18 protein-coding genes, 1 tRNA gene and 1 pseudogene are annotated in these 24,377 nt (G+C 45.4%); 11 read left to right on the plus strand and 9 right to left on the minus strand.

Going from position 1 to position 24,377, the window contains the following annotated elements; genetic code table 11:
* Positions 1-97: 97 nt before the first annotated feature.
* Complete coding sequence (locus tag QUA45_RS21285; RefSeq protein ID WP_333222037.1) at positions 98-337, plus strand: hypothetical protein; 240 nt, start codon at positions 98-100, stop codon at positions 335-337.
* Positions 338-351: 14 nt separating this feature from the next.
* Entirely contained in the window at positions 352-624 is a 273-nt protein-coding gene (locus QUA45_RS21290) for a hypothetical protein (protein WP_333222038.1), read from the plus strand.
* 75 nt (positions 625-699) lie between these two features.
* Here QUA45_RS21290 and QUA45_RS21295 read toward each other — a convergent pair whose 3' ends face one another.
* The gene (locus QUA45_RS21295; RefSeq protein ID WP_333222039.1) at positions 700-1,977 is read right to left on the minus strand and encodes a ribulose bisphosphate carboxylase small subunit; all 1,278 of its coding nucleotides are present in this window, start codon (positions 1,975-1,977) and stop codon (positions 700-702) included.
* 128 nt (positions 1,978-2,105) lie between these two features.
* On the opposite strand from QUA45_RS21295, the gene QUA45_RS21300 reads away from it, so the two are divergent.
* From QUA45_RS21300 to QUA45_RS21310, 3 genes are all read left to right on the plus strand, one after another.
* Positions 2,106-3,377, plus strand: a complete 1,272-nt coding sequence (locus QUA45_RS21300) for an aspartate aminotransferase family protein (RefSeq protein WP_333222040.1) — start codon at positions 2,106-2,108, stop codon at positions 3,375-3,377.
* A 568-nt stretch (positions 3,378-3,945) separates the two neighbouring features.
* The gene (locus QUA45_RS21305) at positions 3,946-5,136 is read left to right on the plus strand and encodes a transposase (protein ID WP_333222041.1); all 1,191 of its coding nucleotides are present in this window, start codon (positions 3,946-3,948) and stop codon (positions 5,134-5,136) included.
* A gap of 40 nt (positions 5,137-5,176) precedes the next feature.
* Complete coding sequence (locus tag QUA45_RS21310; protein WP_333222042.1) at positions 5,177-8,833, plus strand: CHAT domain-containing tetratricopeptide repeat protein; 3,657 nt, start codon at positions 5,177-5,179, stop codon at positions 8,831-8,833.
* Positions 8,834-8,929: 96 nt separating this feature from the next.
* On the opposite strand, the gene QUA45_RS21315 is transcribed toward QUA45_RS21310, so the two are convergent.
* Together QUA45_RS21315 and gltX are read right to left on the minus strand one after the other, a co-directional pair.
* Positions 8,930-9,364: a CAAD domain-containing protein gene (locus QUA45_RS21315; protein WP_333222054.1), complete on the minus strand. Its 435-nt coding sequence runs from the start codon at positions 9,362-9,364 to the stop codon at positions 8,930-8,932.
* 402 nt (positions 9,365-9,766) lie between these two features.
* Positions 9,767-11,209, minus strand: a pseudogene (gene gltX, locus QUA45_RS21320) (glutamate--tRNA ligase); the annotation flags it as partial.
* Positions 11,210-11,507: 298 nt separating this feature from the next.
* On the opposite strand from gltX, the gene QUA45_RS21325 reads away from it, so the two are divergent.
* Positions 11,508-12,056 (plus strand): DUF393 domain-containing protein, encoded by a 549-nt coding sequence (locus QUA45_RS21325; RefSeq protein ID WP_333222043.1) that lies wholly within the window; start codon positions 11,508-11,510, stop codon positions 12,054-12,056.
* Positions 12,057-12,153: 97 nt separating this feature from the next.
* Entirely contained in the window at positions 12,154-12,363 is a 210-nt protein-coding gene (locus QUA45_RS21330) for a hypothetical protein (protein ID WP_333222044.1), read from the plus strand.
* A gap of 58 nt (positions 12,364-12,421) precedes the next feature.
* Here the strand turns inward: QUA45_RS21330 and QUA45_RS21335 are convergent, their stop codons facing one another.
* From QUA45_RS21335 to QUA45_RS21350, 4 genes are all read right to left on the minus strand, one after another.
* The gene (locus QUA45_RS21335; RefSeq protein ID WP_333222045.1) at positions 12,422-13,084 is read right to left on the minus strand and encodes a Uma2 family endonuclease; all 663 of its coding nucleotides are present in this window, start codon (positions 13,082-13,084) and stop codon (positions 12,422-12,424) included.
* A gap of 78 nt (positions 13,085-13,162) precedes the next feature.
* Positions 13,163-13,236 (minus strand) — tRNA-Asp (locus QUA45_RS21340).
* A gap of 56 nt (positions 13,237-13,292) precedes the next feature.
* Complete coding sequence (locus QUA45_RS21345) at positions 13,293-14,420, minus strand: esterase-like activity of phytase family protein (RefSeq protein WP_333222046.1); 1,128 nt, start codon at positions 14,418-14,420, stop codon at positions 13,293-13,295.
* A gap of 88 nt (positions 14,421-14,508) precedes the next feature.
* A complete protein-coding gene (locus tag QUA45_RS21350; RefSeq protein ID WP_333222047.1) occupies positions 14,509-16,368 on the minus strand; it encodes a TM0106 family RecB-like putative nuclease in 1,860 nt (619 codons plus the stop codon).
* Positions 16,369-16,463: 95 nt separating this feature from the next.
* Between QUA45_RS21350 and QUA45_RS21355 the strand changes: the two genes are divergently transcribed.
* Positions 16,464-17,621: an aminotransferase class V-fold PLP-dependent enzyme gene (locus QUA45_RS21355; RefSeq protein ID WP_333222048.1), complete on the plus strand. Its 1,158-nt coding sequence runs from the start codon at positions 16,464-16,466 to the stop codon at positions 17,619-17,621.
* An 11-nt stretch (positions 17,622-17,632) separates the two neighbouring features.
* Here the strand turns inward: QUA45_RS21355 and QUA45_RS21360 are convergent, their stop codons facing one another.
* Positions 17,633-19,672 carry an AAA family ATPase gene (locus tag QUA45_RS21360; RefSeq protein ID WP_333222049.1) on the minus strand — a complete coding sequence of 680 codons (2,040 nt, stop codon included), beginning with the start codon at positions 19,670-19,672 and terminating at the stop codon, positions 17,633-17,635.
* Positions 19,673-20,057: 385 nt separating this feature from the next.
* The gene (locus QUA45_RS21365; protein ID WP_333222050.1) at positions 20,058-21,287 is read right to left on the minus strand and encodes a ferrochelatase; all 1,230 of its coding nucleotides are present in this window, start codon (positions 21,285-21,287) and stop codon (positions 20,058-20,060) included.
* Positions 21,288-21,866: 579 nt separating this feature from the next.
* Between QUA45_RS21365 and QUA45_RS21370 the strand changes: the two genes are divergently transcribed.
* From QUA45_RS21370 to QUA45_RS21380, 3 genes are all read left to right on the plus strand, one after another.
* Complete coding sequence (locus QUA45_RS21370) at positions 21,867-22,451, plus strand: hypothetical protein (RefSeq protein WP_333222051.1); 585 nt, start codon at positions 21,867-21,869, stop codon at positions 22,449-22,451.
* Positions 22,444-23,169 (plus strand): DUF3120 domain-containing protein, encoded by a 726-nt coding sequence (locus QUA45_RS21375; RefSeq protein ID WP_333222052.1) that lies wholly within the window; start codon positions 22,444-22,446, stop codon positions 23,167-23,169. The genes QUA45_RS21370 and QUA45_RS21375 overlap by 8 nt, the downstream gene beginning before the upstream one ends.
* A 303-nt stretch (positions 23,170-23,472) precedes the next feature.
* Positions 23,473-24,321 carry an alpha/beta hydrolase gene (locus QUA45_RS21380; RefSeq protein WP_333222053.1) on the plus strand — a complete coding sequence of 283 codons (849 nt, stop codon included), beginning with the start codon at positions 23,473-23,475 and terminating at the stop codon, positions 24,319-24,321.
* Positions 24,322-24,377: the final 56 nt, after the last annotated feature.

The raw sequence follows: 24,377 nt of genomic DNA on the forward strand, positions 1-24,377 counted from the left end.
GGCTTAACCATAGACCCAGCTCAGGTTTGAGAGATTTTGTCCTATTATACTCTGCCTAGAGTGACAGAAGAGGAATAATACCACAACTCTCGGAGCTATGACTGAAGCTGAAGCGCGCGAGTTGATAGCCAGTTCGCCCATGCCTTTTCCGGCTGAGGATGTCGAGTGGATTTTGACTCAAAGTAAATGCTGGCCTCTGCTGCTGCAAATCCTTTGTCGAGAACGATTATTTAGTTTGGAAGATGAGGAAATGGGGGATGACTGGCAGGAAGAAGGGTTAAAACAGATGCAGTCCTTCGATAATTTATTTAATCCTTTCTTTGATATAGTTTTCTAGCGATCGTTATATTTATGAAACTACTCAAAATTAAGTACGTAAAGCAATTTGATCGCAAGCCCTGCAATCAAGCAGATGCAGCAGGATTAGCTATTTTGCAGTTTTTGGCAGCACGAGGAGAAGGGGCAACAGTCAGCAGACTAACTATTTTGCAACACTTTCCCGATAAATACGATGCTCTCAATTTACTTCTGCAACGCGAATTGATTGAGGAAGTTAGTGAGGGCTACCGTTTCCAAGTTGAATTAATTCGCCGCTGGTTTGCATCATCTCTGTCTGTCCAGTAGTCTACGGCGAGATGAAGATATTGCCTGTAGGGACACAACATTGTTGTGTCCTTCATAACTTTAACTACTTTAGCTTTAACCCTGCGGCCGCTGAATAATAGTTTCAACTACCCGCCGCTTGACTTTTGGATCGATACCAATCAGCCGCACGTATTCGCCGCCGTGTTCTGCCAAACAAGTTTCTAAAGATGCAACCACATCTTTTTCCTGTTCAGTTTTAATCGTCGCGCAACTTTGCCAAGAACCAGTTTTAAATCGGCGATTATCTGCATATTCCATGCCTATTTTGCAGCCTCTTGCTAACAACTGCTTTACTTGTTCCAATACCTCGGAACTCAGCCGCGCTGCATGACCGTTACCACCTTCAGAACTTGGCTCAACGTAAGCCTTATAATATTTGGATGACGGGTCGTTTAATTCACTTTGCGTGGGCGCAGCAGCAGGGGCATTGGGGGTTCCTTGAACGTTAAACAGCCGCGATTGGTTGTATTCATCTACTAAGCGCATTTCCTTAATCCGCTTTTGTTGACCCACCATCAAACTGCCCATTTCTAATAAATGAGCGAGGCTGAAATTCGGGTTATGGAAATCTGGCGCTGCTTCCAAAGTATTTACCAAACGCTTGGAAACTCGCTCGATTCCTACTTTGTGAATGAATTCGCGGATTTGTTCGTCATAAATGCGCGATCGCAAAGCACTAAAAAAGTCGATCGCCTGATCGGGAAAATGATCGACTAACCCCACAATCTCGGTTTTTGACAATTTGTCAGACTCAAAAATTCCGCCAACAATCCCAATTTTATCATCCCGACTGGGTTCCCAATAAAACTTTTCCATCCGCCCGTCGCGAATCAGCGGCGCGTACAGCGTAGAAAAATCATTTCCGGTGACAATAATCGGCACTCGGTGCAGCGGGGTGCTGTCGTAACTTCCCGGTAACTGCACGTTAGTTGGATTATCAGCAATATTCATCAGAGTCGCATTGACCATCTGAGTATTGACAGTATATTGAGTAGTAGTATCGAACCTGCCAGCACCAGCATCCAAATCGTTAATAAAGATGGCGCACATCTCGCCCCGCACCCTAATTTGCTCCGCAGCTTCCCGGTAGCGCAAGCGAATTAAACGCGCCGGATCTCCTGCATCCGGGCTTTCTAATTCCCCACCAGATATCATCACCGGTTCAAAGCCCATCCGCCGAAAAACCAGTTCGGTTTGAAAAGTTTTGCCTTCTCCTTTGCGGCCGTGAATTCCCAAAATTAGGGGAACTCTTACCCCGGGTAAATTTAAAAAGTTCTTAGTGACGTGCACCGCAACTTTATCGAGAAAGTTAGGAGAAATGTAATAACTCATCAGTAGATTTGTGAGGGATTAATTGAGGTTACTGTTATGATTTTATGACAAAACTAACAGCCTGCACCGCTAACCTGGATTTTTACCGTACAATCGAGGTCTGCATATTATGTGTTAAGGAGCGATTCGTGAGTCCAGAAACCTTACTAAAAGAACCAAGCGTGCAAGCCGAAGCCAGTCCCTTCAGTTCTGAGAGCTTCGACAGCTATGTAATGACGACTTACGGGCGTTTTGCGATCGCCCTAGAACGGGGCCTGGGCTGCCGCGTTTGGGATACCGAGGGCCGCGAATATCTCGATTTTGTGGCTGGTATTGCTACCTGCACTCTGGGACACGCGCACCCGGCAATGATTGCAGCGGTAACTCAGCAAATTCAAACCCTACACCACGTTTCTAATCTTTATTACATCCCCGTACAGGGCGAGCTGGCGAAGTGGCTTGTAGACCATTCTTGCGCGGACAGAGCCTTCTTTTGCAACTCCGGCGCTGAAGCTAATGAAGCGGCAATTAAACTCGCCCGCAAGTACGCCCACGAAAAATTAAATATCTCGAATCCGACAATCATTACCGCTGTTGCGAGTTTCCACGGGCGGACTTTGGCGACAATTACGGCAACGGGACAGCCTAAATATCAGAAGGGTTTTAGCCCTTTGGTTCCCGGATTTCACTATGTGCCCTACAACGATATTAGTGCGATCGAAACGGCGATCGAGCAACTCGACAAAGACGAACGCCAAGTTGCTGCAATTATGCTGGAAGCGCTGCAAGGCGAAGGCGGAGTTCGCCCCGGAGATATCGCCTACTTCCAGCGCATTCGGGAAATTTGCGACGAAAAAGGCATTTTGCTCATTCTCGACGAAGTGCAAGTCGGGATGGGACGCAGCGGCAAATACTGGGGCTACGAAAACCTCGGCATTGAACCGGATATCTTTACATCTGCCAAAGGATTGGGCGGCGGTATCCCGATCGGCGCTATGCTGTGCAAATCTTCCTGCGATGTATTTGAACCGGGAAGTCACGCCAGCACTTTCGGCGGCAATCCTTTTGCTTGCGCTGTAGCTTTGTGCGTTTGCCAAACTTTAGAACGGGAAAACCTTCTGGAAAACGTGCAGCAGCGCGGGGAACAGTTGAAAGCAGGGCTCAACAAGTTGGCGGCCGCATATCCGCATTTAATTGCTGAGGTGCGCGGCTGGGGTTTGATTGTCGGGATGGAATTGCAAGCTGACATCGAACTTACATCCGCTGATATCGTCAAATCTGCCATCGCCGCAGGAGTTTTGTTGGTTCCTGCAGGGCCGAAAGTGCTGAGGTTTGTCCCGCCGCTGATTGTCACCGCCGCTGAAGTTGATCGAGCTCTGCAGGCAGTGGAATCAGCGCTGCGTTCTCAAGCGGTACAGTAAAATTTACTGAGTTGATTTTTGTTAGCTGTAGCGCTGAAACTCGCGCCATATCCTAGATAACTCACTTAGTCGAGGACACACTCTTCCTCAGAAACCGGGTTTCTTTCGAGATTCCTCGTTACCAAACCCAATAGTTTCCCATAAGCCCGGTTTTTTGGCCTAAGTCCGATCGGGGTAAAAGTAAACCCGCCCCGCTGCAAGTCTGTCAGGGCGGGTTTGTCAAATTTAGAACTGTCTGTGAAACCCGCCCTGACAGACTGACGGTGTTTTGAACTGCGATTTTACTAAAGAGCAGCGCGCAAAATTATACTATTAGCGATCGTAGGTGCTAGTTTCCCTATGTGAGTGTCTGTTGGGTGTGAATCGTGGTTTAATTTCGCGCCCTTCCAACTCAACTGAGTACCGTTATAGTGGGAAGGGGGGGGTGACGACGATTGCATCCTCAAGTAATTTTGGGGCTCGCTTTCTAGAGAGAAATATGTAATCCTCGTCACAAAATTTTTTCGTAATGCTTTGATCGTCAACTGTATATTGTGAGAGAATAGAAGAATCAAGGAGGTGATGTTGATTGCTACACAAGGCTATCCAAGTTCGTTTGTATCCTACCCAAAATCAACAAATACCAGTAGCTTCAACTTTTGGGGGTGCGCGTTGGTGGTCTAATTACGATCTAAATAAATCAATTAAAGTTTATAAAAAAACTGGTAAAAAACGTGGCTACTCCGGCCTCAACATACTTTTACCTGCTATCAAAAAATCCGAGGGAAGTGTAGGGTTAAGTCAGTGTTACAGCCAATTTTGGCAAGATGCTACACTCAACTTAACGACTGCATACAAAAAGTTTTTTGATGAAATAGCTGGGTTTTATAAGTTACCATATCAAGCTAAAAAACTGTTACTTCAGAATTCTAAAAAAGTTAAATTTGTGCGTACTATAATTTTAAATTATAGGAAAATGACCTGGAAAAGAATAAAGAGATATAGATTAAGTGAGGGAAAAATTGAGACTTCACTTATTAGTAAAAAATATTCCGATAAATATCTGGTATCTATACTGACTAAAATCAAGAATGCTGAGAGCCATAAAACAAAACAAGGTAGAATTGCTGGCAATTTAAAAGGATCTAAATATGACAGTTCTAAGCATTTTGCCAAGCAGGAGAAGAACTTGAAGCACCAGCAGCAAAAGTTAACAGCCCAGCATAAAAGCAGTAATTCTGAACACAAATATAGAAAAGCTGTGGCAAAGGTAGGCGAGCGGTTTAGGAAATTGTGGCAATATTTTCTACATAAACTTAGTTATAAGTTGGTCAGCGATCGACTCGCGGTCAGAGTAGAAAAATTTCATTTCTGGAACAGGATTCGCAATCAAAATTTGGCAAAAGCAAGATCGGATGAGGTTTGGGAAAGTTTTACCAACTTCTTAGCCTACAAGTTGGAACGCAAAGGCGGGAACTTAGTCCAGATTGATAGAGGGGTTTCCAGTTCTAAACTCTGTTCTGATTGTTTCTATCAAATGACCGAGATGCCATTAGATATGAGGGAAGAGACTTGTCCTCACTGTGCTACCGATCGCGCTCGCGAGAAGAAAGCAGGGATAAATATGAAAGCAGAAGGTATCAAAATACTAAAGGCGCAAGAAGGTTCAGCCATTTCGGCTTTAGGATGCGAGGTAAGACCAAAGGTTGGACGAAAGTCTAAGCTAAGGCCCTCGCCTATGAGTACACAAGCCCCTACTATATTCGGTACTACGATTTAGCGGTGGGTAGTTCACTTGGTTGCACGGAAGCAGCGCTCCTATGGTTAATAGTTTGGCGGAATGCACGATGGACGAACAGCGTCGCAAAACTGATGTTAATATGCTCCAAGCGCTGCTGGAAAATCCTGGGGACTCAGGAATAGATTTGATTTTGAGGACGAACCCAAAGTCGATCGACTTTGGGTTCGTGCAAACGCTTTATTTGGAAGAAGTGGTACTGACGCGAGAAAGCTTGCTGAAAGCTGCAAAATTTTTCCAAAGGGCGATCGCACCCTTAGAATCGGCAAAAGGGAATTATAAATTGCCCGCAACCGGGGCAGCATATCTGGCTTTTTTAGCAGAAGTATTGCAAGCAGTCGCGCGCGGTGCTGATTCGCAGCACCTGTACTCGCTTCTGAGAAACAATTTAGACAAACTCGACCAGAATTTCGCAGAACTGCTGCGCCACTGGGCCAATTTGGTGTTCTCTGCTGCCAAAGAATCTGAGACTAGGCGCATTGCAGCGTTAATCGGCAATCTGAGCAACAAAATTGGGCGGTTTCCCCTCGGCAGCAAAGCTCACAACTTGGAAATCGAAATTGCCGGTTACGAAACAGTTGCTAAGGTGTTTACCCGCAAAGACTTTCCCCAAGAATGGGCGGTGATGCAAAACAATCTGGGCAACGCTTACAGCGATCGCCCCAAAGGTGATAAGGCTCAAAATATCGAACAGGCGATCGCTTGCTTTGAAAATGCCCTACAAGTACGCACGCCCGAACAGTACCCGGAACAGTGGGCGACGCTGCAAAACAATCTAGGCAACGCTTACAGCGAGCGTCTCAGGGGAGATCCGGCAGACAATCTAGAACAGGCGATCGCCTGCTATCAAAACGCGCTGCGAGTTCGCACCCGCGAAACTTTCGGGGAAGAGTGGGCGAGCACTCAAAACAATCTCGGCCGTGCTTACAGCCGCCGGCTGCGGGGCGACAAAGCCCAAAATCTGGAACAGGCAGTCGGTTGCTACCAGAATGCTTTGCAAGTCTACAACCGCAAGGTGTTTCCCCGGCGTTGGGCTACAACTCAAAATAATTTGGCAAATGCTTACTGCGAGTTGCCGCAGGGCAACCGAGCTGAAAATCTCGAATACGCGGTTACGTGCTATCAGAGAGCTTTGCAGGTGCGGACTCGGGAAGCTTTTCCGCAGCAGTGGGCGACGACTCAAAGGAATTTGGGTCGGGTGTTTGTCGATCGCATCAAAGGCGATCCGGTGGAAAATTTGGAAATGGCGATCGCCTGCTATCAAAATGCTTTACAAGTCTACACCCGGATCAAATTTCCCGAAGCCTGGGCTTCGATCCAAACTTACCTCGGTAGGATCTACAGTCGGCGGGTGAAAGGGGAAAAAGCCGAAAATATGGAAATGGCGATCGCCTGCTATCAAAATGCTTTGCTGTTTTGCAACCGCCAAAAATCTCCAGAACGCTGGGCAATGCTGTGTGCCTACCTCGGCCGCGCTTTCTGCGAACACGTGAAAGGGGAAAAAAACCGCAACCTCAAAAGCGCGATCGCCTGCTATCAAAATGCGGGCGAAGTCTACACCAGGCAGGCCTATCCCAACCGCTGGGCAATGCTGCAAATTTATCTCGGCAGAGCTTATTCGCAACTGACGGAGGCGGAAAATGTGTCGCACATGGAAAGCGCGATCGGCTGCTATCACAGCGCCTGTCAAGTCTACACTCGCGAAACCTATCCCCACCGCTGGGCTGAAATTTTATTTTATTTGGGTCAAGCTTACCGAGTTCGAGGCGACTTGCTTCGCGCTTACGGGGTTTTTACTGCTGCGGTCGATACTGTTGAATTCTTGCGTTGCGAAGTTGGGGTTGATACAGTCGATTTTGGCGATCGGACGAGTACCGAAAAAGTCAAATTAACCCGCACTTGGGCGGGACTCTATAAATGCCTGGTGCAAGTTTGCTTGGAACTCGGCGCTACCCAACCTGAATATTACGCTAAGGCTCTGGAATACGCCGAACGCCACAAAAATCGGAATTTGGTAGAACTGCTGGTTAAATGCCACTTGACTCCGAAAGCCGAAATTCCTGCAGCGGTGCGAAGCGAGTTAGAGTCACTGCGACTGGAAATAGCGGGGGAACAGCGGCACCAAGAACAGGGAGAACCTGAGCCGAACACGACCTTAATTTCTGAGGGCGATAGCCAAGGTTTGAACAGCGGTTCTCTGGTGCCGAACTCGGACTTCATGCACTTAAATCAATTGTGGAAGCAGTTTGATAGGTTGATTGCGCGGGAGGTGCAGGCAAACGATCCTTTCTTCAGCCTAGCTCACAAAGTTGAACCGATCGCTTTCGAGCAAATTCGCCAATTGTTGCCTGATGACAATTGCGCTGCTGTGGCGTGGGCGAGTTTGGGGGAGTTGCTGGTTGCTTTTGTGGTGGTAAAGAGTGCACAATATCCCGCCGTTCACCTGTGTTCCCCGCAAAATGCTTTGGCTGCCGAAACTTGGGCCCAGGAGTACCTCAGCGCTTATTCTGAACAAAAAGGTCGCTGGATCAATCATCTCCCGGCTCGCCTCAAACGCTTGGCTGCGATACTGGAAATCGATCGAGTGGTGGCGCTGATTCCGGAGAATTGCGATCGGCTGATTTTTGTGCCGCACCGATTTTTGCACGCTTTGCCACTCCACGCTTTGCCTTTGGCGGGGAGAGAGGGGTTTGAGGAGGATGGGGGAATTTTTAGGTCTGGGTGGAGCGATCGCAGCGGTTTTGATATGGAGACCTACAGCCTTTCGGATTTTTCTCAAAGTTCGTCTTTTGGCGACGTTGCAGCGCCTGCGGCTTATTTGATCGATCGATTTGCCGGAGGAATTCGCTATGCTCCTAGCTGTCAGCTATTGCTGTTGAGACAAAGTGCTCGCGGAGCGGCTATCGGTCGGTACAGACCCGGTTTGCAGCACCTTTTAGCAATCCCAACTTTTACCAGAGATGCGTTCTACAGCAACATTGAAATCGGCAATATTTCCCAGTATTTTGCCAGTACAGAAGTTGTGCGCCATAAGCCGGCAATTAAAGAGGCTTTTTCCCAAGAAATGTCTGCTAATAATGGAAATTTGCCTCAGCAAATAGGGCAGTTGCCACAGAAAAAATGCGCTCATTTTGCTTGTTTGAGTTTGCTTAATTTGGCTTGGCCTCTGAAATCCGCCGTGTTTTTGAGGAATGATTCTCTGAGTTTAGAGGAAATTTTTAATCTGGATTTGCGGCAATATTTTTTAGTTACTTTATCGGGTTGCGAAATTGCCGCCGGCGGAGTTAGCGGTGCTGGAGGAGATTTTGTGGGCTTGTCGGCGGGTTTGTTGTATGCTGGCACCTCTAGTGTGGTTAGCAGTCTTTGGAAGGTGAACGATGTTTCTACGCTGCTGCTGACGAGCAAGTTTTATGAAAATCTGGGACGGTTTTCTCGGTTGCAGGTGGGAGATGTGGCGATCGCGCTGGGAGACGCTCAAAGGTGGCTGCGGGATTTGACTGGCGAGGAATTGGAGGTGCTGCTGGCGGATTTTCAACCTCAAATTTCGCAAATGTTCGATCGGCTTTCTCAAAGTTCTCGCCTGATTGCTGAAGCATCTTTGCAGCAAATTCGCAACCGCAAACCCTATCCTTTTGCCAATCCTTATTATTGGGCGGCTTTTACTGCGGCTGGGGTTTAGTGATTAGTCATTAGTCAACCATTTAAAAACCCGAAACTGACAACTTATTTACAATTGTCAGTTTCGGGTAAAAATTCAACAAATTACAGCAAAAGTTTAGGATTTTTTGCCTAAAATTTGTTCTTTCAAGGCTTGAATTTCTTGACCTAATTGTTGCCGATTGGACGATCGCAGCAAATAGCGGTAGATAAACCACCCGGTGTATCCGATACCAATTAGCTCGAATGTGGGTGCTAGCAGGGGGATGTCGTTGAGTTCGTCTATTACGCCCAAAAGCACTTTCAAAGAGACAATCGAGGCTACAATTACACCGATAACAGTCAGGGGACTTTTGTACTGCTCGTAAAAGCTGCCAATGTAAGCTGGAAACTCAGACAAAATTGAGATAATTTGTTCTTTGATCTGCTGGGTCTGACTTGGCGGTTCTTCGGTAATTATGACTTTTGTTGTACCGCTTGAACTGTCTGCTTCATTTCCGGCAGGAACTTCGGTGATGATAACGGTTGTTTCTGGTTCGTTTGATGAAGTCATTTCTCCACTCGCAATAGTTTTTTGCTGGTTGGCGGCAGGTATTTCAACTGCTGCTGCGACTGTTTCAAGAGCCGGTATTTCGACTGCTGCAACCTCCCCGTCGGTTGGTTCAAGAGCCGACACTTCGCCTGTTTCTGAAGTCGGTATTTCGACTGCTGTAACTTCCACTGCTTGTTCGACAGTCGGCGTTTCGACTGTTTCGATCGCAAGTTTTTCCACTTCTGAAACCTCTGCTGCTGATGGTTCAACAACCGGGGTTTCGACTGTTTCAAGAGTCGGTGTTTCGACTTTTGAAACCTCCACTGCTGACTGTTCTGTAGCAGAACTTTCGGCGACTGTTTCTGCGTGTGGTTGTTCTGGGGTAGGAGTTTCGTCCGCGACACCAACAGCAGGCCCATTCAAGTTGCTAATGGCATCAAGCAAACGGGTTTTAGCCGTTCCTCGCTGGTGAAGGATTACCCAAGATTCTATCAGGTCGGGGCCGTGCATTGCACCTGTCAGAGCGGCTCTGAGCGATCGCATAATTAGCCCTTTGTTAAGATTTTTCTCTTTACTGAGCTTTTTAGTGATTTTCTGAGCTTCCGCTGATGTCAGGGACGAATGACTTTCCATCGCTTCTACAACTGCTTGTAAAGCCTGTGCAGCCCCTGTTTGCTGCAATTGTGCGAGTGCTTCTTCTTCGTATTCCACCGTTGTGGAGAAGAATACCTTACACATATCCACAGCATCGGTTAATCGAACGAGACTCGGGCCGATTAAAGCAGCTATTTGTTCGAGCCAGGGGCGATCGGCCTCCAAGTCAAACTCATAACCGCCTTTCTGCCACCAATAAGGTATCAGCAAATCTGTCAATTGCGGCACTGGCATTTTGTGCAGGTATTGACTGTTAAGCCAATTGAGTTTATCCCAATCAAATTTTGCACCAGCTTTGTTGACTCGATAGAATGTAAATAATTCTGCTGCTTCCGACAGTGTAAATATTTCCTGCGTTGAATCCGGCGGAGTCCAACCGAGCAAAGTCATGTAATTAACTAAAGCTTCGGGGACGTAGCCCATATCTTTGAAGTCAGAAATCGAGGTTACGCCGTCGCGTTTAGAAAGCTTTTGCCCGTGGGAGTTTAAAATCAGCGGCGTGTGGGCAAATTCTGGGATTGTCGCGCCCAAAGCTTCGTAGAGCAATATTTGTTTCGGAGTATTGCCGATGTGATCTTCGCCGCGGATGACGTGGGTGATGCCCATGTCGATGTCATCGACAACTACTGCGAGGTTATAGAGGGGTTGGCCGATGACGCCGCCGCTGGATGCACGGGCAATCACCATATCGCCGCCGAGGTCGCTACCTTTCCAGGTTACGGTGTCGCGCACCATGTCGTTCCAAGCGATGGTGCGATCGTCGTCAATGATAAACCGAATCACAGCTTGTCGCCCCTCGCCTTCAAAAGCTGCGCGCTGTTTGCTTGTCAAGTTGCGATGCCGGTTGTCGTAGCGGGGGGCTTGTTTGTTGGCTTTTTGTGCTTCCCGCATTTCGTCGAGTTCTTCCGACGTGGTGTAGCAGCGGTAGGCGAGTCCATTGTCTAGAAGGGTTTGGACTGCTTGGCGGTATATTTCCAGACGTTGGGACTGAAAACTCGGGCCTTCGTCCCAGTTCATACCTAGCCAGGTGAGGCCTTCGAGGATGTTATCGGTGTATTCACTTTTAGAACGTTCTACGTCTGTGTCTTCTACCCGCAGAATGAACTTGCCGCCTTGGTTGCGGGCAAACAGCCAGTTAAATACGGCGGTTCTGGCGGTACCGATGTGTAGGTTTCCGGTGGGACTGGGGGCTAGACGGACTCTGACATTCATGTAGATTTTTGCTTTTAGATTGGGGGCGATTTGCTGGTTGGGGAATAGCTGATGTTTAAGACTTTAAATTTTATTATATTTTGTTGCTGAATTAACAGTTGTGCTTGGCAGGTGCTTTGCCTCGAATTGTTTGATATTCGACTATCGGGCGATCGGGCGAAACTCTCCAGCAAGGCAGGAGAGGGCATCTTGATGATAATAGCTTGCGGGCGGCCAAGACTGGATTGACCTTTGGGACTATTTTTCACAGCACAAATAACTGCTTTAGGAGTACCCAAGGCGCACCTGATAAGTATTGATGCTTGTAAAATGTTTGTGTGCGATCGACGACATTAAAAAATATTTCCCTATGTCTGCTGCTAAAACCGAGTTTTCCGAATCTGTTGCGCCCTCACCCAAGTCTGTTGCGCCTGCTTGGCAGATTGAGTTACTGTACGACGGTGAATGTCCTCTGTGCGTGCGGGAGGTTAATTTCTTGAAAAAACGCGATGCGGGGCGAGGTTTAGTGTCGTTTGTGGATATCGCGGATGATGGCTACAACCCGAAGGCCCACGGCGGAATCGACTACGAAACGGCGATGGGGCGAATTCACGCAATATTACCCGACGGTACGGCAATTAAAAATGTGGAGGTTTTTCGCCGAACCTACGAGATTTTAGGGATGGGATGGATTTATGCAGTTACTAAGTTACCAGTGATCGAGACGATCGCCAATTGGCTGTACGGAATTTGGGCAGACTGGCGGCTGAAGCTGACGGGAAGGCCGGATTTAGCAACAATTATGAGCGATCGAACTCAGCGGATCGAGTGCGAAAGTCAGGGCCGCTGCCAACCCAACTCAAAATGAGTCATATTTAATAAGTTCGATCGGTCTATCTGAAGATGTCAGCAGAAACAGACTGCAACTAACCTTAAAGATGGACTACTTTTAAAGGTCAAAAAAAATGCAAGATGTAGGCTATACAGTCTTCATGGGCTTCGGCGGCCTCTGGATACTTATGGGAATTGCGGCTGTGATTTTCCTGTTCAAATCGGACGGTCAAAAACTTAGGTTTGGCAAATGGGGATTGCTAGTTGCTATTCCGATTCTCGTCCCCATCGTCCTGGTTTTGACATATCAGATCGCCCGGCCCTTTATTTCCTCGCACCTTTGAGCGCTGCTGGGAGTCGATCGTCCGTGGGAGAAAGGAATTAGTTAAATTAAGTTTAGTATTATTGCTTCCGATCGGGCGATCGCAACTGCTCGTTCGCCCATTGACGCAAAGACCGAATTATGGCATTGTCATCTTGAGTTTCTGCCATCTGCAAGAATTGATTGAGCATTGCTACAGAAAGGATGGGAAATGTCGGACTGCGATCGCAGGCAATATATTCCCGATTTTGCAATTGATAAATTTGTACAGTTTGTGCCCGATACCGCCAAACTTCAGGAATTTCTAGCTGTGTGTAAACTACAAATCGATTAGAAGAAGGACTGGTAATATCAACTTCAATTACCAAGTCTGGGGGAGGGTCGGCTGAGATGTCAAGCCTTCTCCCTAGAATGCGATCGACATTTTGGATATAAAAACATGAATCTGGTTCTGCACCTTGTTCTAAATCTTCACGGTTGAGAGTCGTCGAACCAAATCCCTTAATCTTCAAGTCCAACTCCTCAGTCAAAGCTGTAACAATCCGTTTGAGCAAACAGTTAATAGTTTCATGCAAGTCGGATGGCATGAGAATTTCTAAGACTCCTTGAGAGTATGAAAATCGCGAGGATCTCTTGTCTCCTGCTTCTGCTAATAAGCTTTCGTAAGTCTGCCAACTGATATTAGATAATACCACCCGTTGTGTAGTTTTTTCTGGGGAGGGGTTAATGAGCGTAACAGTCATATTTCGCTCCTCCTTACTCAATTAATAAAATACTAAAAGCTTAAAATTTGTATTTTAAACTTTCTATTTACGAGAGAACGGGACAGACGGGGCTCGAACCCGCAACTTCCGCCGTGACAGGGCGGTGCTCTAACCAATTGAACTACTGTCCCTCGTTTTGCCGTTTTTTCAGGCACAATTTCTATTATGCCTATCACTTCACCTTTTGTCAAGAGGTTTTTTGAACTTTTATTTGAAAGCCCAAAATTTGAGTCTCTTGCAGGGGACTGAAGTTGTTGTCGCTCACCAAAATCAGACCTCTGTTAGCATCCGCCAGGGCGGGGCCAAATGTCAACCCCTCAATGTTGTCTAGGGGAATTTTCAGGGTTTCCAAATCCAGCAGCAGCCGTTTTTGAGCGGGAGAAACCTCGCTGAGACGGCTTTTGAGGCTTTCGAGTGCTTCAATACGATCGCCATTTTCCAGAGAAATCTCAAATAGTTTAACAGTAACGCCAGTTTCCAGGGAGAAAGCACGCTCTAAACTCAGCAAGCGGTTATCGTCGATCGCCAACAAATCCACTAAACCGTTGCTAGTTAATTTTCCCACAGGATTCGCGCCAGCGGGTAGCGGTTCGGTGATGTAGAGAAACGATGCTTCAGGATTGCCGCTCACCGCATCGTAGCGCAAAATCCGGCACGGACTACCGGTTTCCAGGGAAGCTACGGCGCCATCTTGAACCAAGGCGTTTTCGGTAGCGGTGAATAGATACTTGCGATCGGGCGTTAAAGTTAAACTTTCAAATGATAGATTGTTGCGGATGCCTTTAGTGCCTTTGTAGTCGGGCAAAAATAGGTCAGGAATTGCCAGCGTTTTCAGGAGTTTACCATCGAGGGAGAACTCTTTGATAAAAGGATTTATTTGGCGATCGACATCTCCCTCAGAAGAAACAAACACGCTATTGCCAGTAAAAGCTATCCCTTCCGGATCTAAACTTAATTCAGGAAAAGCTTTGCCGTTTTCATCTAATAAAGTAGTGACATCAGTAAAAGTAATTTGCTCTTTTTCCAGTTTACCCGATTCCAAGTTAATTTTGAGAGTATAGAAGCGCGCCGGAGCCTTGCTGCTGCGGTCATCAGAAATGGCATAATAAACTTGTTTGTCGGCATCATAAGTAATGCCCGAAAGTCCGCCAATTTCCGTCCCCTGAAACGGAGAACCTGTAGGAAATATTGCTCTGCCGATTAAATCTATTTTCGTAACGGCGAAAGATTGCGCTGATTGGTTTACCCAAATAGCAACACTTGCGGCCATCAAAAAACAGACAATAAATATAGTTGCTTTTCCTAGCTTTCGCATTTTACCAATAAATACATTATTACCTATCTTCCTCTTCCCTTTCTTCCTTCGCGCCCTTGGTGTCTTCGCGGTTCGTTAAATCAGAAAATCACGGCTCATGATTTAGCAAAAAATTGGTCAACCACTCTTTAACTACATAAGTAGCACGACAGTCGTCCTCATTGTAGCGGACGATCGCCTCCAAGAGCGATCGATCGCCGGTTTTGAGCCAATCGTCGTACCAGCAGACGCATTGAGCACCATTAGCCTTAGCATCTCGCCAGTCAAAACCCAGCCAGCGGGCAATTGGTTTGAGTGCATAACTTTCCACCGGCATAATCGCTTTTTGCGTCACTTGTTTGTGAATATCTACAAACCGTTTCAGCACGGGTTTCCACAAATAAGCTGGAGTATTGTAAAGTTTAGCCAGCCGCTTAAAAGTCTTGACTTCGTAGTCGCAAAAGTGGAAAATCGGAGCAATGGGATAAGTCCACATTAATTCTAAAAATTGCTCCCAGATTGCACCTTCCTCTGCTGCTGATTCTGCTAAAAAGCCGTGGAATTTTTCCGTATTGTTGGATCGGTCAACAACTAAGACTCCGTGGAGGTAATCTAAATTTAACTCGGGTTCCGCTTCAATGTCAAAGTAGAGTTCGATTGGGGCGATCGGCAAAAAGACCGATTGGGAATACGGAATTGGTTTCTTGCGGAGAATTGGCGCAGGTATAGAAGATATCGCAGGTTTATTTTCTGTAGTCTTTCCCCGAACAAAATTAACTGTTGCTAAACTCTTCTCAGCCAGTTCTGGTATGGTTATAAATTGATTAACTTCTGCCTCTTCCCTTATTCCTTCTTTCCTCACACCTACATCCGTTAAGTTTGTTAAATCCCGTACAGTGTTAGCTGCCGAACTTCTATCCGTTACATCCGTTACACAATCCGTTGCCGAACTTCTATCCGTTACATCCGTTACACAATCCGTTGCCGAACTTCCTTCTTCCCGCAACAGCGGTTGATTTAGCAAGTGCGATTTAGCTTGCTGCACCACATCAAAAGCAACTCTGTCAGGGAATTCTGGATACTCAGCTAGCAGTGCGGAACTAGCATTAGCGAGAGCTTCTACATCAGTAATTTCGAGAGTTTTTAGTCTCGCATAGCGGCTGGCAGTAACTCCCGGCAATAACGAAAGATGTTTAATAGATTCGGCTTCGGCGTGACAGATAGTATACCAACCGCAAAGATTGCACTTTTGCCGGGAAATGAACACCTCTGGTTTATCCCGATTTTCTATCATCTGAATGCAGTTGTCTAAAATCTCGAACATCTGAGGAGTTCGCTGGTCGAGATTCACCTGCCACCACCCTTTTTTTCGCAGCATCAGCCACGCAGTCTCTGGCATTGTTTCCTGTACGGAAGCTAAAACTTGGGCGTGAAAAGCTGCGATAATTTGATACTCTTGTTTTGGTCGCTTGCTAAGCCAAATATCCGCATTAATATAACTCCAATTGCCAAATTTTGATTTTCCCGGCTGTTTGATTAATAAATGGGGGCGGCTGATCAGGGTAATGTTTGAAGAGTGTAGATTGGAGGATGAAAGATGAACGGGAGTTTCGGGGATTTCGCCAAATTCTGGGAAATATGGACTGTCAATTCCTACCAGAGAAGTTGTTGCGCCGTTGGTTTGACCGAATTCGCCCTGGATCAGAACTCCTCGGTAAATGCGATCGACCCCTTGCTGCATTAAACTCAATGTAGCGGCCGCGCCGGCTTCCCAATCCCCTCTAGGATAATATGGTTGTTGGTAAGTCTCGTGTTCCAAAGCTTGCTGCTGGTATGCGGCGCTGTCGCGCATCAGTTTCAGCAGAAAGTCGCTGGGGGGATCTAGTTGTTTCCAGTCTCCACAAGTGTCTAAAAAAGCTCGGAGATGGCATCGCTGATAGGAAAGTAGCAGTTTGTCAGTTATTAACATTTAGTATTCGCAAGGCATAGAGTATCCGGCAAAAGGTATAAAATTCACAGCATTAGTTATTCAATATTAACGCTATCAATAATTCCCCAAAAAAAATGACAAAGGACAATCACCGGCAACAATTCCCAGCTTTGGCCAATAAAGCTTATTTTAACTACGGCGGACAAGGGCCGCTGCCTGAGCCTGCTTTAGACGCGATTTATCAGGCTTACAAACGGGTGCAGCTTGGGGGGCCGTTTTCGGCGGAGGTGGGGGCTTGGGTGGTTCAGGAGGCGATGCTGACGCGACGTGCGATCGCATCTGAGTTGGCTGTACCTCCTGAAACCATCGCCATAACTGAAGATGTCACCGTCGGCTGCAATATTGCGCTATGGGGCATTGACTGGAAAGCAGGCGACCATTTGCTGCTTTCTGATTGCGAACACCCCGGCATTGTAGCTAGTGTAATGGAACTTCAGCGCCGTTTCAACATTGAGGTTTCGATTTGTCCGTTGGCGGCAACTTTGAATGAAGGCGATCCGGTGGCAGTGATTGCTGATAATTTGCGGCCAAATACTCGCTTGTTGGTTATCAGTCACATTTTGTGGAATACTGGCCAAGTTTTGCCTCTGACTGAGATTGTGAAAGTGTGTCATCAAACAAGAGTGAAAGTATTAGTTGATGCGGCTCAATCTGTGGGGGTTTTGCCTTTGAATTTGATTGAATCGGGGGTTGACTTTTATGCTTTTACTGGTCACAAATGGTGGTGTGGCCCGGAAGGTTTGGGCGGACTTTATGTGAGTGCTGAAGCTTTGGCAGATTTGCATCCGGTGTTTATCGGTTGGCGGGGAATTGTGACGGATGCTAATGCTAAAGTCCTTGGCTGGAAGTCTGGATCGCAGCGCTATGAAATTGCGACTTCGGCTTATCCTTTGTATGCGGGTTTGCGGAGTGCGATCGCCCTGCAACATGAATGGGGTACGATCGAGGAAAGGTATGCAGAAATCTGCCGTTTAAGTAAGTATCTCTGGGAGCGTTTGTCGGAACTTCCCGATGTGGAATGTTTGCGAAAATCGGCGCCGGAAGCTGGTTTGGTTTCGTTTAGATTAACTAATGGGATGCCGCACAAAAAGCTTGTCGATTTGTTGGAAAAACAGGGGATTATGGTGCGGACAATTCTTAATCCTGATTGTGTGCGGGCTTGTGTTCACTATTTTACAACTGAGGCGGAGATTGATAAGTTGGTTGGGGCGATCGCAAATCAATTAGTATAGCCGGGGCGGGTTTATTTATATTCCTGGACGCCCGGGTAGTCAGAAACCGGGCGATGGCTAAGATACCCAACCACCTCTTCGTCTGGTAGTAAGTTTATTCCGAGGATAGAACAAATAATTTTACTTAGTTCTACCCTTTTCTCTCGGTAGTCTTCACGAATAATAAGATCTCTAAATTTCCTTTCATTTTTAGTCAATTCAATAAGTGTGTTTAATTTCTTATATCCTTCCGGCAAGTAATATTCTACTTCTCCTTTACTAAGAACACAAATTTTATCCTTCTCCCTTTTTTCTGTGATAAATATTTCCAATAATTGCAATTGTTGATCGGTTAGATTCTCGTGTAACTTCATTTTTCTCGACTTGATATAATTACAAAGGTTTGTTAGTTGGTCGAAATTTTCACTCTTTATAGCCTCTTCAATTTGCTGAAACAATGTTTTACCATCAATACTTTTTTTGGCATTAATAACCTCTCGATCTATTTTTGGATAATCCACTATAAACATTTTATTGAGTTCTTCACTACCAATGTCTAAAATATAATCTAGGTCTGCAATTATGTAATTGTCCAACTCAATTTTTTCTATAAATTTACGATATTTTTCCAAATTAATTTTTCCATGTACCTCCAAAACTTCTATAATTTCACTGTTTTCGGCTTTCTTATAAATATTAATTAATTGCTCCCAAAAAATCCTATCGGTAATTCCTTCCACAAGAATTACCTTATCTGCAAAAAATATTTTCTCGTTGTTGTGGCTATTAATTATGTGGAGAAGGTCTTTAGTTTCGTTAAAATCGCTTTTAAGAATTTTTTTTATAGTGCTTTTACCACTCGATTTATACACCCTCACAATCTTCGATATAGTTCTCTGATTAATAAATATAGGAGAATGGGTTGAAAAAATAAATTGGTTCTGTGTTAAATCAGCTAAATCAAAGAATAAGTCAAGGAGTAGAGATTGCCATTTAGGGTGTAAATGAACTTCAGGTTCATCTACAACAATCAAGCCATTTTTAATATTAAATGCAAAAATTCCCAATAAAAAATTTAGAATTTCTTTTTCTACCGAACTCGCCTGATGTAAAGAAAATTTTGTATTTTCTTGGGTTTTTAGCAGAATAATCTCATAAGTATTACTGTTTGCATCTTTAAGCTCTACACTCCATGAATATCCCAATTTCTTGAAATATTTAGTTACTAACTTAACTTCTTCATCTGCATCCCAATCTTTTTCGTATCCTTGAGTCCTGGCAAGCCTTTCATACCTCCGTATCTTTTGTGCAAAGTATATCGATGCTAGCGTTATTAAAGAAGTTGTACTTCGAGACGTAGCTGATGAATAATTACTTAATAAATTATAATAGCTGTGACCCGCTAAGCTGACTTGAAATAGCGTATCTCCTCCTCTGTAAGGCGAAAAATATACATATTTTGGGCTAAGGCGAGTATCAAGAGGTAAAAGCTGCAAATCAATATCCCTCTGTATAACTATTGATAACAGTTCATAATAGTTCAAAAATTTAAGATAAATTAATTCTCGTGAATTCAAAGATGGTTGTACCAGTACATTGTTTACTATGCAATATACTAACTCTTGATTTTCTGCTAGCTCACCCAGTTTCCAATTTTCAAATTCATCACTTATTGGAGGAGAGTAATATGGAAGTTTGTAGTGACCCAAAGCTGAGTTTATTTGTTTTTTATATTGATTGATTGTTACTATATTTTTTATATCTTGAGCATCTACTTTAAAAGTTATTTCAATTTTAGAATCAGAAGCATCTGCACTGAATTTATCTAGATGATTCTCTGCCGTATCAAATGAAAACACTCGCTGAATCTCCGTCGCTCCAATTCCCATACCAGAATTCACCGAATAACTATGTAAAAAAAATATTTTTAAAATTATCAGCAGGATATCTAAAAAATTACTTTTTCCGCCCCCATTGGGGCCAACTAATATATTAAATTGTGGATCAAATTGGATATCTACTTTGTCTTGAAAGCTTTTTACATTGGTAATTTCTAAACGACTAATTCTCATTTATTTTCTCATTTTTACCGCAACTGCTTCAATTATATCGCCTCGACTCAGAAAGTAGGGATTTAATTGTGTCACCCAACTTCGTTCGCCACAGGCACTCCACTATCAATCTCAGTATTAATGCAGAAAAGCTTATCAGTTTGATGATAAAAAAGCAAATCGCCCCTTCTCTAAAACACCAAAGGACGATCGACTTTTGACCTCAATTAATCTGAACTCACGCACTCAATTAGTATAGCCGGGGCGGGTTTATCTAGATTGTCTGTGATCCTCAAATATTATCTGTAAAACCCGCCCCTACAGGCCTGTAGGGGCGGGTTTTACCAACCATTATGTGGGAAACCAACAATATAATAAACCCGCCCCCACCCAAGGACTCAATTAATTAATGACTGTGGCCGTGCCCGCCATGAGAATGACCGTGATCGCCATGAGAATGCCCGTGATCACCATGAGAATGCCCGTGTCCGCCATGAGAATGCCCGTGTCCTTCGTGAGAATGACTGTGCTCGCGGTGCGCCGCAGCCAAACTCGGATTAACAGCAACCGCAGTCTCACTCAACAACGCTTCAATCTGCGGATTTGCCCACTCAGCGGCCATTTTCAGAAACTCTGGATGGTCGTTAACGCAAGGCAATTTGCGGTAAGTAACTCCTTTACGCTGTTTCTGCAAAGACTCAATAATGTGGTCTACATCTAACAAAGTTTCGTGATTTTCTGTGGCAAATCCGATCGGCATAAAGACGATCGCAGTTGCACCCAAATCGATCAAATTCTTCGCAGCCAACGTCGCATCCGGCTGCGTCCATTCAATCAGCGGTGTGTCGTGGTTCAGCCAACCCACCGAAATCAAAGGATAGCGATACATCAAACGTTCCCGCACGCGATCGTACAAAGCTTGACTTTCCACAATTCCCGAAGTAAAGCCCTTCGCCTTGTGCGGACAACCGTGATTCATCAGCACAATCCCAATCTGAGAAGGCAAATGCGCTACAGCTAAATCGTTCTTAATTTCCTCTTCCACCAAACGCGCCATCAAATCGATGTAAGCAGGTTCATCGTAAAAAGAAGGAATGTAGCGCTGTCCTTTTACCCAATGTTCCTTACCATCAAAGGTTTGTGCTAAAGCTTTATTCACCTGTTCGACAGCAATGCCGCTGGTGAAAACAGAATCAACTACCAACAAGGGATAAATCAGAATTTTGTCAAATCCTTCTGCTTGAATTTGAGGGATTACTTGTTCCGGCAAAAACGGCGCACAAAAGTTAAAAGCTTTGAACACTTTTACTTTATCGCCCCATTTTTCCTGTAAATTCTTTTCAATCCCGGCGCGCTGCTGTTCAAAAATTGCATTGTGCGGCGAAACGAATTGACCGTGTTGGTGACTCCACTCGTGCAAGTCAAAGATTGCTAAAATCTTCGCCAGCGGCGGATAAATCCAAAGTGGTACTGGCGCAAACTTTGCCGTAAGCAAATTTAAAGCTTGTTCGTTGTAGTTGGCAAAATCGTCGTAGCTTTCGACTTCGCCGTAACCCATCAGCAATACAGCAACGCGATCGTTACTTGCGGGTGCTGCAGATGTTTTGTACTCGATTTTTTCTGGAGAAGCAACCACTTTGTATTCCTCAATTTTATTTATTCTAAGAGATCCAGGCAGGATGAAGGGTGAATGAGAGATTTTTCATTGTTTGCGATCGCACGACTGACGTGCGCGGGGCTGATTCCCGGTTTCTTGGCCCATACTTCCCGGTCAAACCTCTTATTTATCCTAGAAACCGGATTGATGAGCATCAGTCCTAAGTTGGTTTTTTGACCCTGACCCGAAATTCGTAGGGCAGCTAAGCTGGCAGGCCTCTAATTTTCACAATCCTGTTTCTTTAAGCTTTTGTAGGCCGGGCTTCGACGCCGCCAAAAAAGTTAAATCTAAATACAGAACTGCTTAAAACTAGAATCAGACTTTGCTAAGCTTGACAGGGAATGGGGCCGGGGGGGATAAGTTTTATGTTTTCTTAAGACTCCCTCACCTTGCCTCAGATTAAAGCTGTTTGGAGCGTTCCCAGCTTTTAACTTGGGGGGATACTCTTCAAACTTGACTCTATTATAAGTTTAACACCCTATCCCCAGGGGTAGTATATGATATAGTAGGCATATGATAAAGTTATGTTGCGAACTATATTAACTTTCTTGACGAACTATGAGACTGGTAATTTGCCCCGGAGTGCACGAACCAAAGCTAACTGACTGTTTCCTTGCTGGACTTTCGGGGCTTTGGGGACTGGCAGCCGATCGCCAAAACCAGCAAATAGTCGAGCCTGCCAAGATTTTTCCCGCTCATAAATATCCGCCTTTTTCAGCTCTTGACATATTCCACTTTTTGTACAGCGAAGAGTTAGCTGGAGAAAGTCTAGTATTTGTCAGCTTTTCGGCAGGAGTAGCCGGGGCGATCGGGGCGGCTTGGATGTGGCAGCAACTTGGCGGCGAAGTCGGGGCTTTTTTTGCCTTAGACGGTTGGGGAGTACCTCTGGTGGGCAATTTTCCCATCCACCGCATCAGCCACGATCGCTTCACGCACTGGAGTTCGGCAATTCTTGGTGGGGGTGGAGAGAGTTTTTATGCAGATCCCGCGATCGAACATTTGGATTTATGGCGAGCTCCCCAAACGGCAAAAGGCTGGCACGTCAGCCAAACCGCCGCCGGCATTGAGACTGTCGCACCCACAACCGCAGCAAAATTTTTAGTCCACCTATTGAAACAATACGGAGTCCAATCAGTTGTTTAATCTTAATTTAGTATCCTCAGCGATCGCACCTATTGCCACCCTCGCCGGCCTCGACAATTCTGTCACTTCAGGCACAAAAAACAGCATCAAACAGTGGTTAATATTTAGCGCCTCAGCATTTTTAGTCTCCATTCCAGTCTTCGTGCAAGCACCCTTAGTGCGCTTATATCCAACTATCAGTTTGCTGTCAACTATCCCCTGGTTCGTTGTGAGTTTAATTCTAATTTTCCGCCCCAAAACACAACTTTGGGGAGATTTATTATTAGGATTTGCCGGATGTTGGCTGGCAGGCTCTATCTATTGGGGCTGGTTTAGATGGGAACCAATTTTACATCTACCTATAGAATCAATTGGCTTGCCTTTTGCTATTTGGTGCTTGGGCAAATCTTGGGGAAAAGTTGGCGGATATTTTTACTTGGGTTCCCTATTGGGTACTGCCATTACTGATTTATATTTTTATTTAACAGGGTTGATGCCCTACTGGCGGCAAGTGATGCACGCGGAACCGGAATTAGCTATGCCGATTTTTCAAAGTGCGATCGGTCAAATTGAAACTCCTTGGGGCATAGGCTGTGCTCTAGTTTTAATCGCTGTGCTGCTAACAGTGGGTTTGCTGAGTTTGCGCGATCGAGAACTGCACTGGCGCGCTTTCAGCGGAGCTGTGTTAAGCACGCTTTTGGTAGATGGTTTATTTTGGCTGGCTGCTTCTGCTGCTTAAGATTTATGATTCGTTCTTTCCTATGTTGGTAATTTATTACCGCAGATGTAGGCTGATTGACGCAGATTAACGCAGATTTTTTTGATAGATGCAAGATTAAAGTGCTTTGTGATTTCTGGTGGTTTCTATGTGTAAAAATTTTGACCGCATATCTGAGAGGAGTGACGCAGGTTAACGCTGAGTTTTTTATAGGTGTAGTCTTAAAATTCCTGACTTTTTAAAGAAGTCGGGAATTTGGGTATTTAGTGAACAATTATGAGTTAAAATCTAAAATCTAAAATCTAAGAATCCAAAATCAATATCATGTCTTTCATTTCAATTCGCGGTGTAGAACATTATTACGAGTGGATAACGGCAGATAACAGTGGCCAACCCAGCGGGAAACCAGTGATGGTATTCCTGCACGGGTGGGCGGGCTCAGCGCGCTACTGGGAAAGCACGGCACGGGCTATTGCTGATGATTTTGATTGTTTGCTCTACGATATGAGAGGTTTTGGTCGATCGCCTTTGCCTAAAGAGCCTCCTGAGTCCAGCTACGAACTCGAAACCTACGCCCGCGACTTAGCGGAATTATTAGAATCTCTGAATTTAAGCCGCGTCTTTCTGAATGCTCATTCCACAGGTGCCTCAATTGCTACTTTATTTCTCAACCTTTACCCCGAAAAAGTAGAAAAAGCAATTCTCACTTGCAGCGGGATTTTTGAATACGATGAAAAAGACTTTACAACTTTTCACAAATTTGGTGGCTATGTGGTAAAATTTAGACCGTCTTGGTTGGCATCGATCCCCTTTGCCGATCGGCTATTTATGGCCCGGTTTTTGCGCCGTTCCCTGCCCAGAGAGGTCAGTCTGGCGTTTCTCAAGGATTTTTTAATGGCAGACGAGCAAGCTGCTATAGGTACAATGGTGACGGCCGTCAGCAAAAGAGCCGCCGAGGAAATGCCCCAAGAATTTGCGCGGCTGAGTGTTCCCACACTGCTTGTTGCCGGAGAATTCGACCAAATTATCCCGGCCGTCATGGGAGAGCAAGCAGCCTCCCTCAGCAAAAAAGTAGAATTTGTTATAATTCCCAATACGGCTCACTTTCCGATGCTGGAGGATGCCGCAACATACTTGCAGCGAATTCGAGAATTTTTGCCAGCAGCGGCTTAGCTGAGTTATTGTTCATCTAATGTACGATCGGACAAGCAAGCTTTGAGAACGGCTTT

Origin of the sequence: Microcoleus sp. Pol12A5 (assembly GCF_036701435.1) — a bacterium.
Classification (GTDB): Bacteria; Cyanobacteriota; Cyanobacteriia; order Cyanobacteriales; family Microcoleaceae; genus Microcoleus.

Coding starts and splice junctions, on each gene's coding strand:
- QUA45_RS21285 (WP_333222037.1), top strand. CDS start 98: ATGACTGAAGCTGAAGCGCGCGAGTTGATAGCCAGTTCGCCCATGCCT.
- QUA45_RS21290 (WP_333222038.1), top strand. CDS start 352: ATGAAACTACTCAAAATTAAGTACGTAAAGCAATTTGATCGCAAGCCC.
- QUA45_RS21295 (WP_333222039.1), bottom strand. CDS start 1,977: ATGAGTTATTACATTTCTCCTAACTTTCTCGATAAAGTTGCGGTGCAC.
- QUA45_RS21310 (WP_333222042.1), top strand. CDS start 5,177: ATGGTTAATAGTTTGGCGGAATGCACGATGGACGAACAGCGTCGCAAA.
- QUA45_RS21315 (WP_333222054.1), bottom strand. CDS start 9,364: ATGACTTCATCAAACGAACCAGAAACAACCGTTATCATCACCGAAGTT.
- QUA45_RS21325 (WP_333222043.1), top strand. CDS start 11,508: ATGCTTGTAAAATGTTTGTGTGCGATCGACGACATTAAAAAATATTTC.
- QUA45_RS21330 (WP_333222044.1), top strand. CDS start 12,154: ATGCAAGATGTAGGCTATACAGTCTTCATGGGCTTCGGCGGCCTCTGG.
- QUA45_RS21335 (WP_333222045.1), bottom strand. CDS start 13,084: ATGACTGTTACGCTCATTAACCCCTCCCCAGAAAAAACTACACAACGG.
- QUA45_RS21345 (WP_333222046.1), bottom strand. CDS start 14,420: ATGCGAAAGCTAGGAAAAGCAACTATATTTATTGTCTGTTTTTTGATG.
- QUA45_RS21350 (WP_333222047.1), bottom strand. CDS start 16,368: ATGTTAATAACTGACAAACTGCTACTTTCCTATCAGCGATGCCATCTC.
- QUA45_RS21355 (WP_333222048.1), top strand. CDS start 16,464: ATGACAAAGGACAATCACCGGCAACAATTCCCAGCTTTGGCCAATAAA.
- QUA45_RS21360 (WP_333222049.1), bottom strand. CDS start 19,672: ATGAGAATTAGTCGTTTAGAAATTACCAATGTAAAAAGCTTTCAAGAC.
- QUA45_RS21370 (WP_333222051.1), top strand. CDS start 21,867: ATGAGACTGGTAATTTGCCCCGGAGTGCACGAACCAAAGCTAACTGAC.
- QUA45_RS21380 (WP_333222053.1), top strand. CDS start 23,473: ATGTCTTTCATTTCAATTCGCGGTGTAGAACATTATTACGAGTGGATA.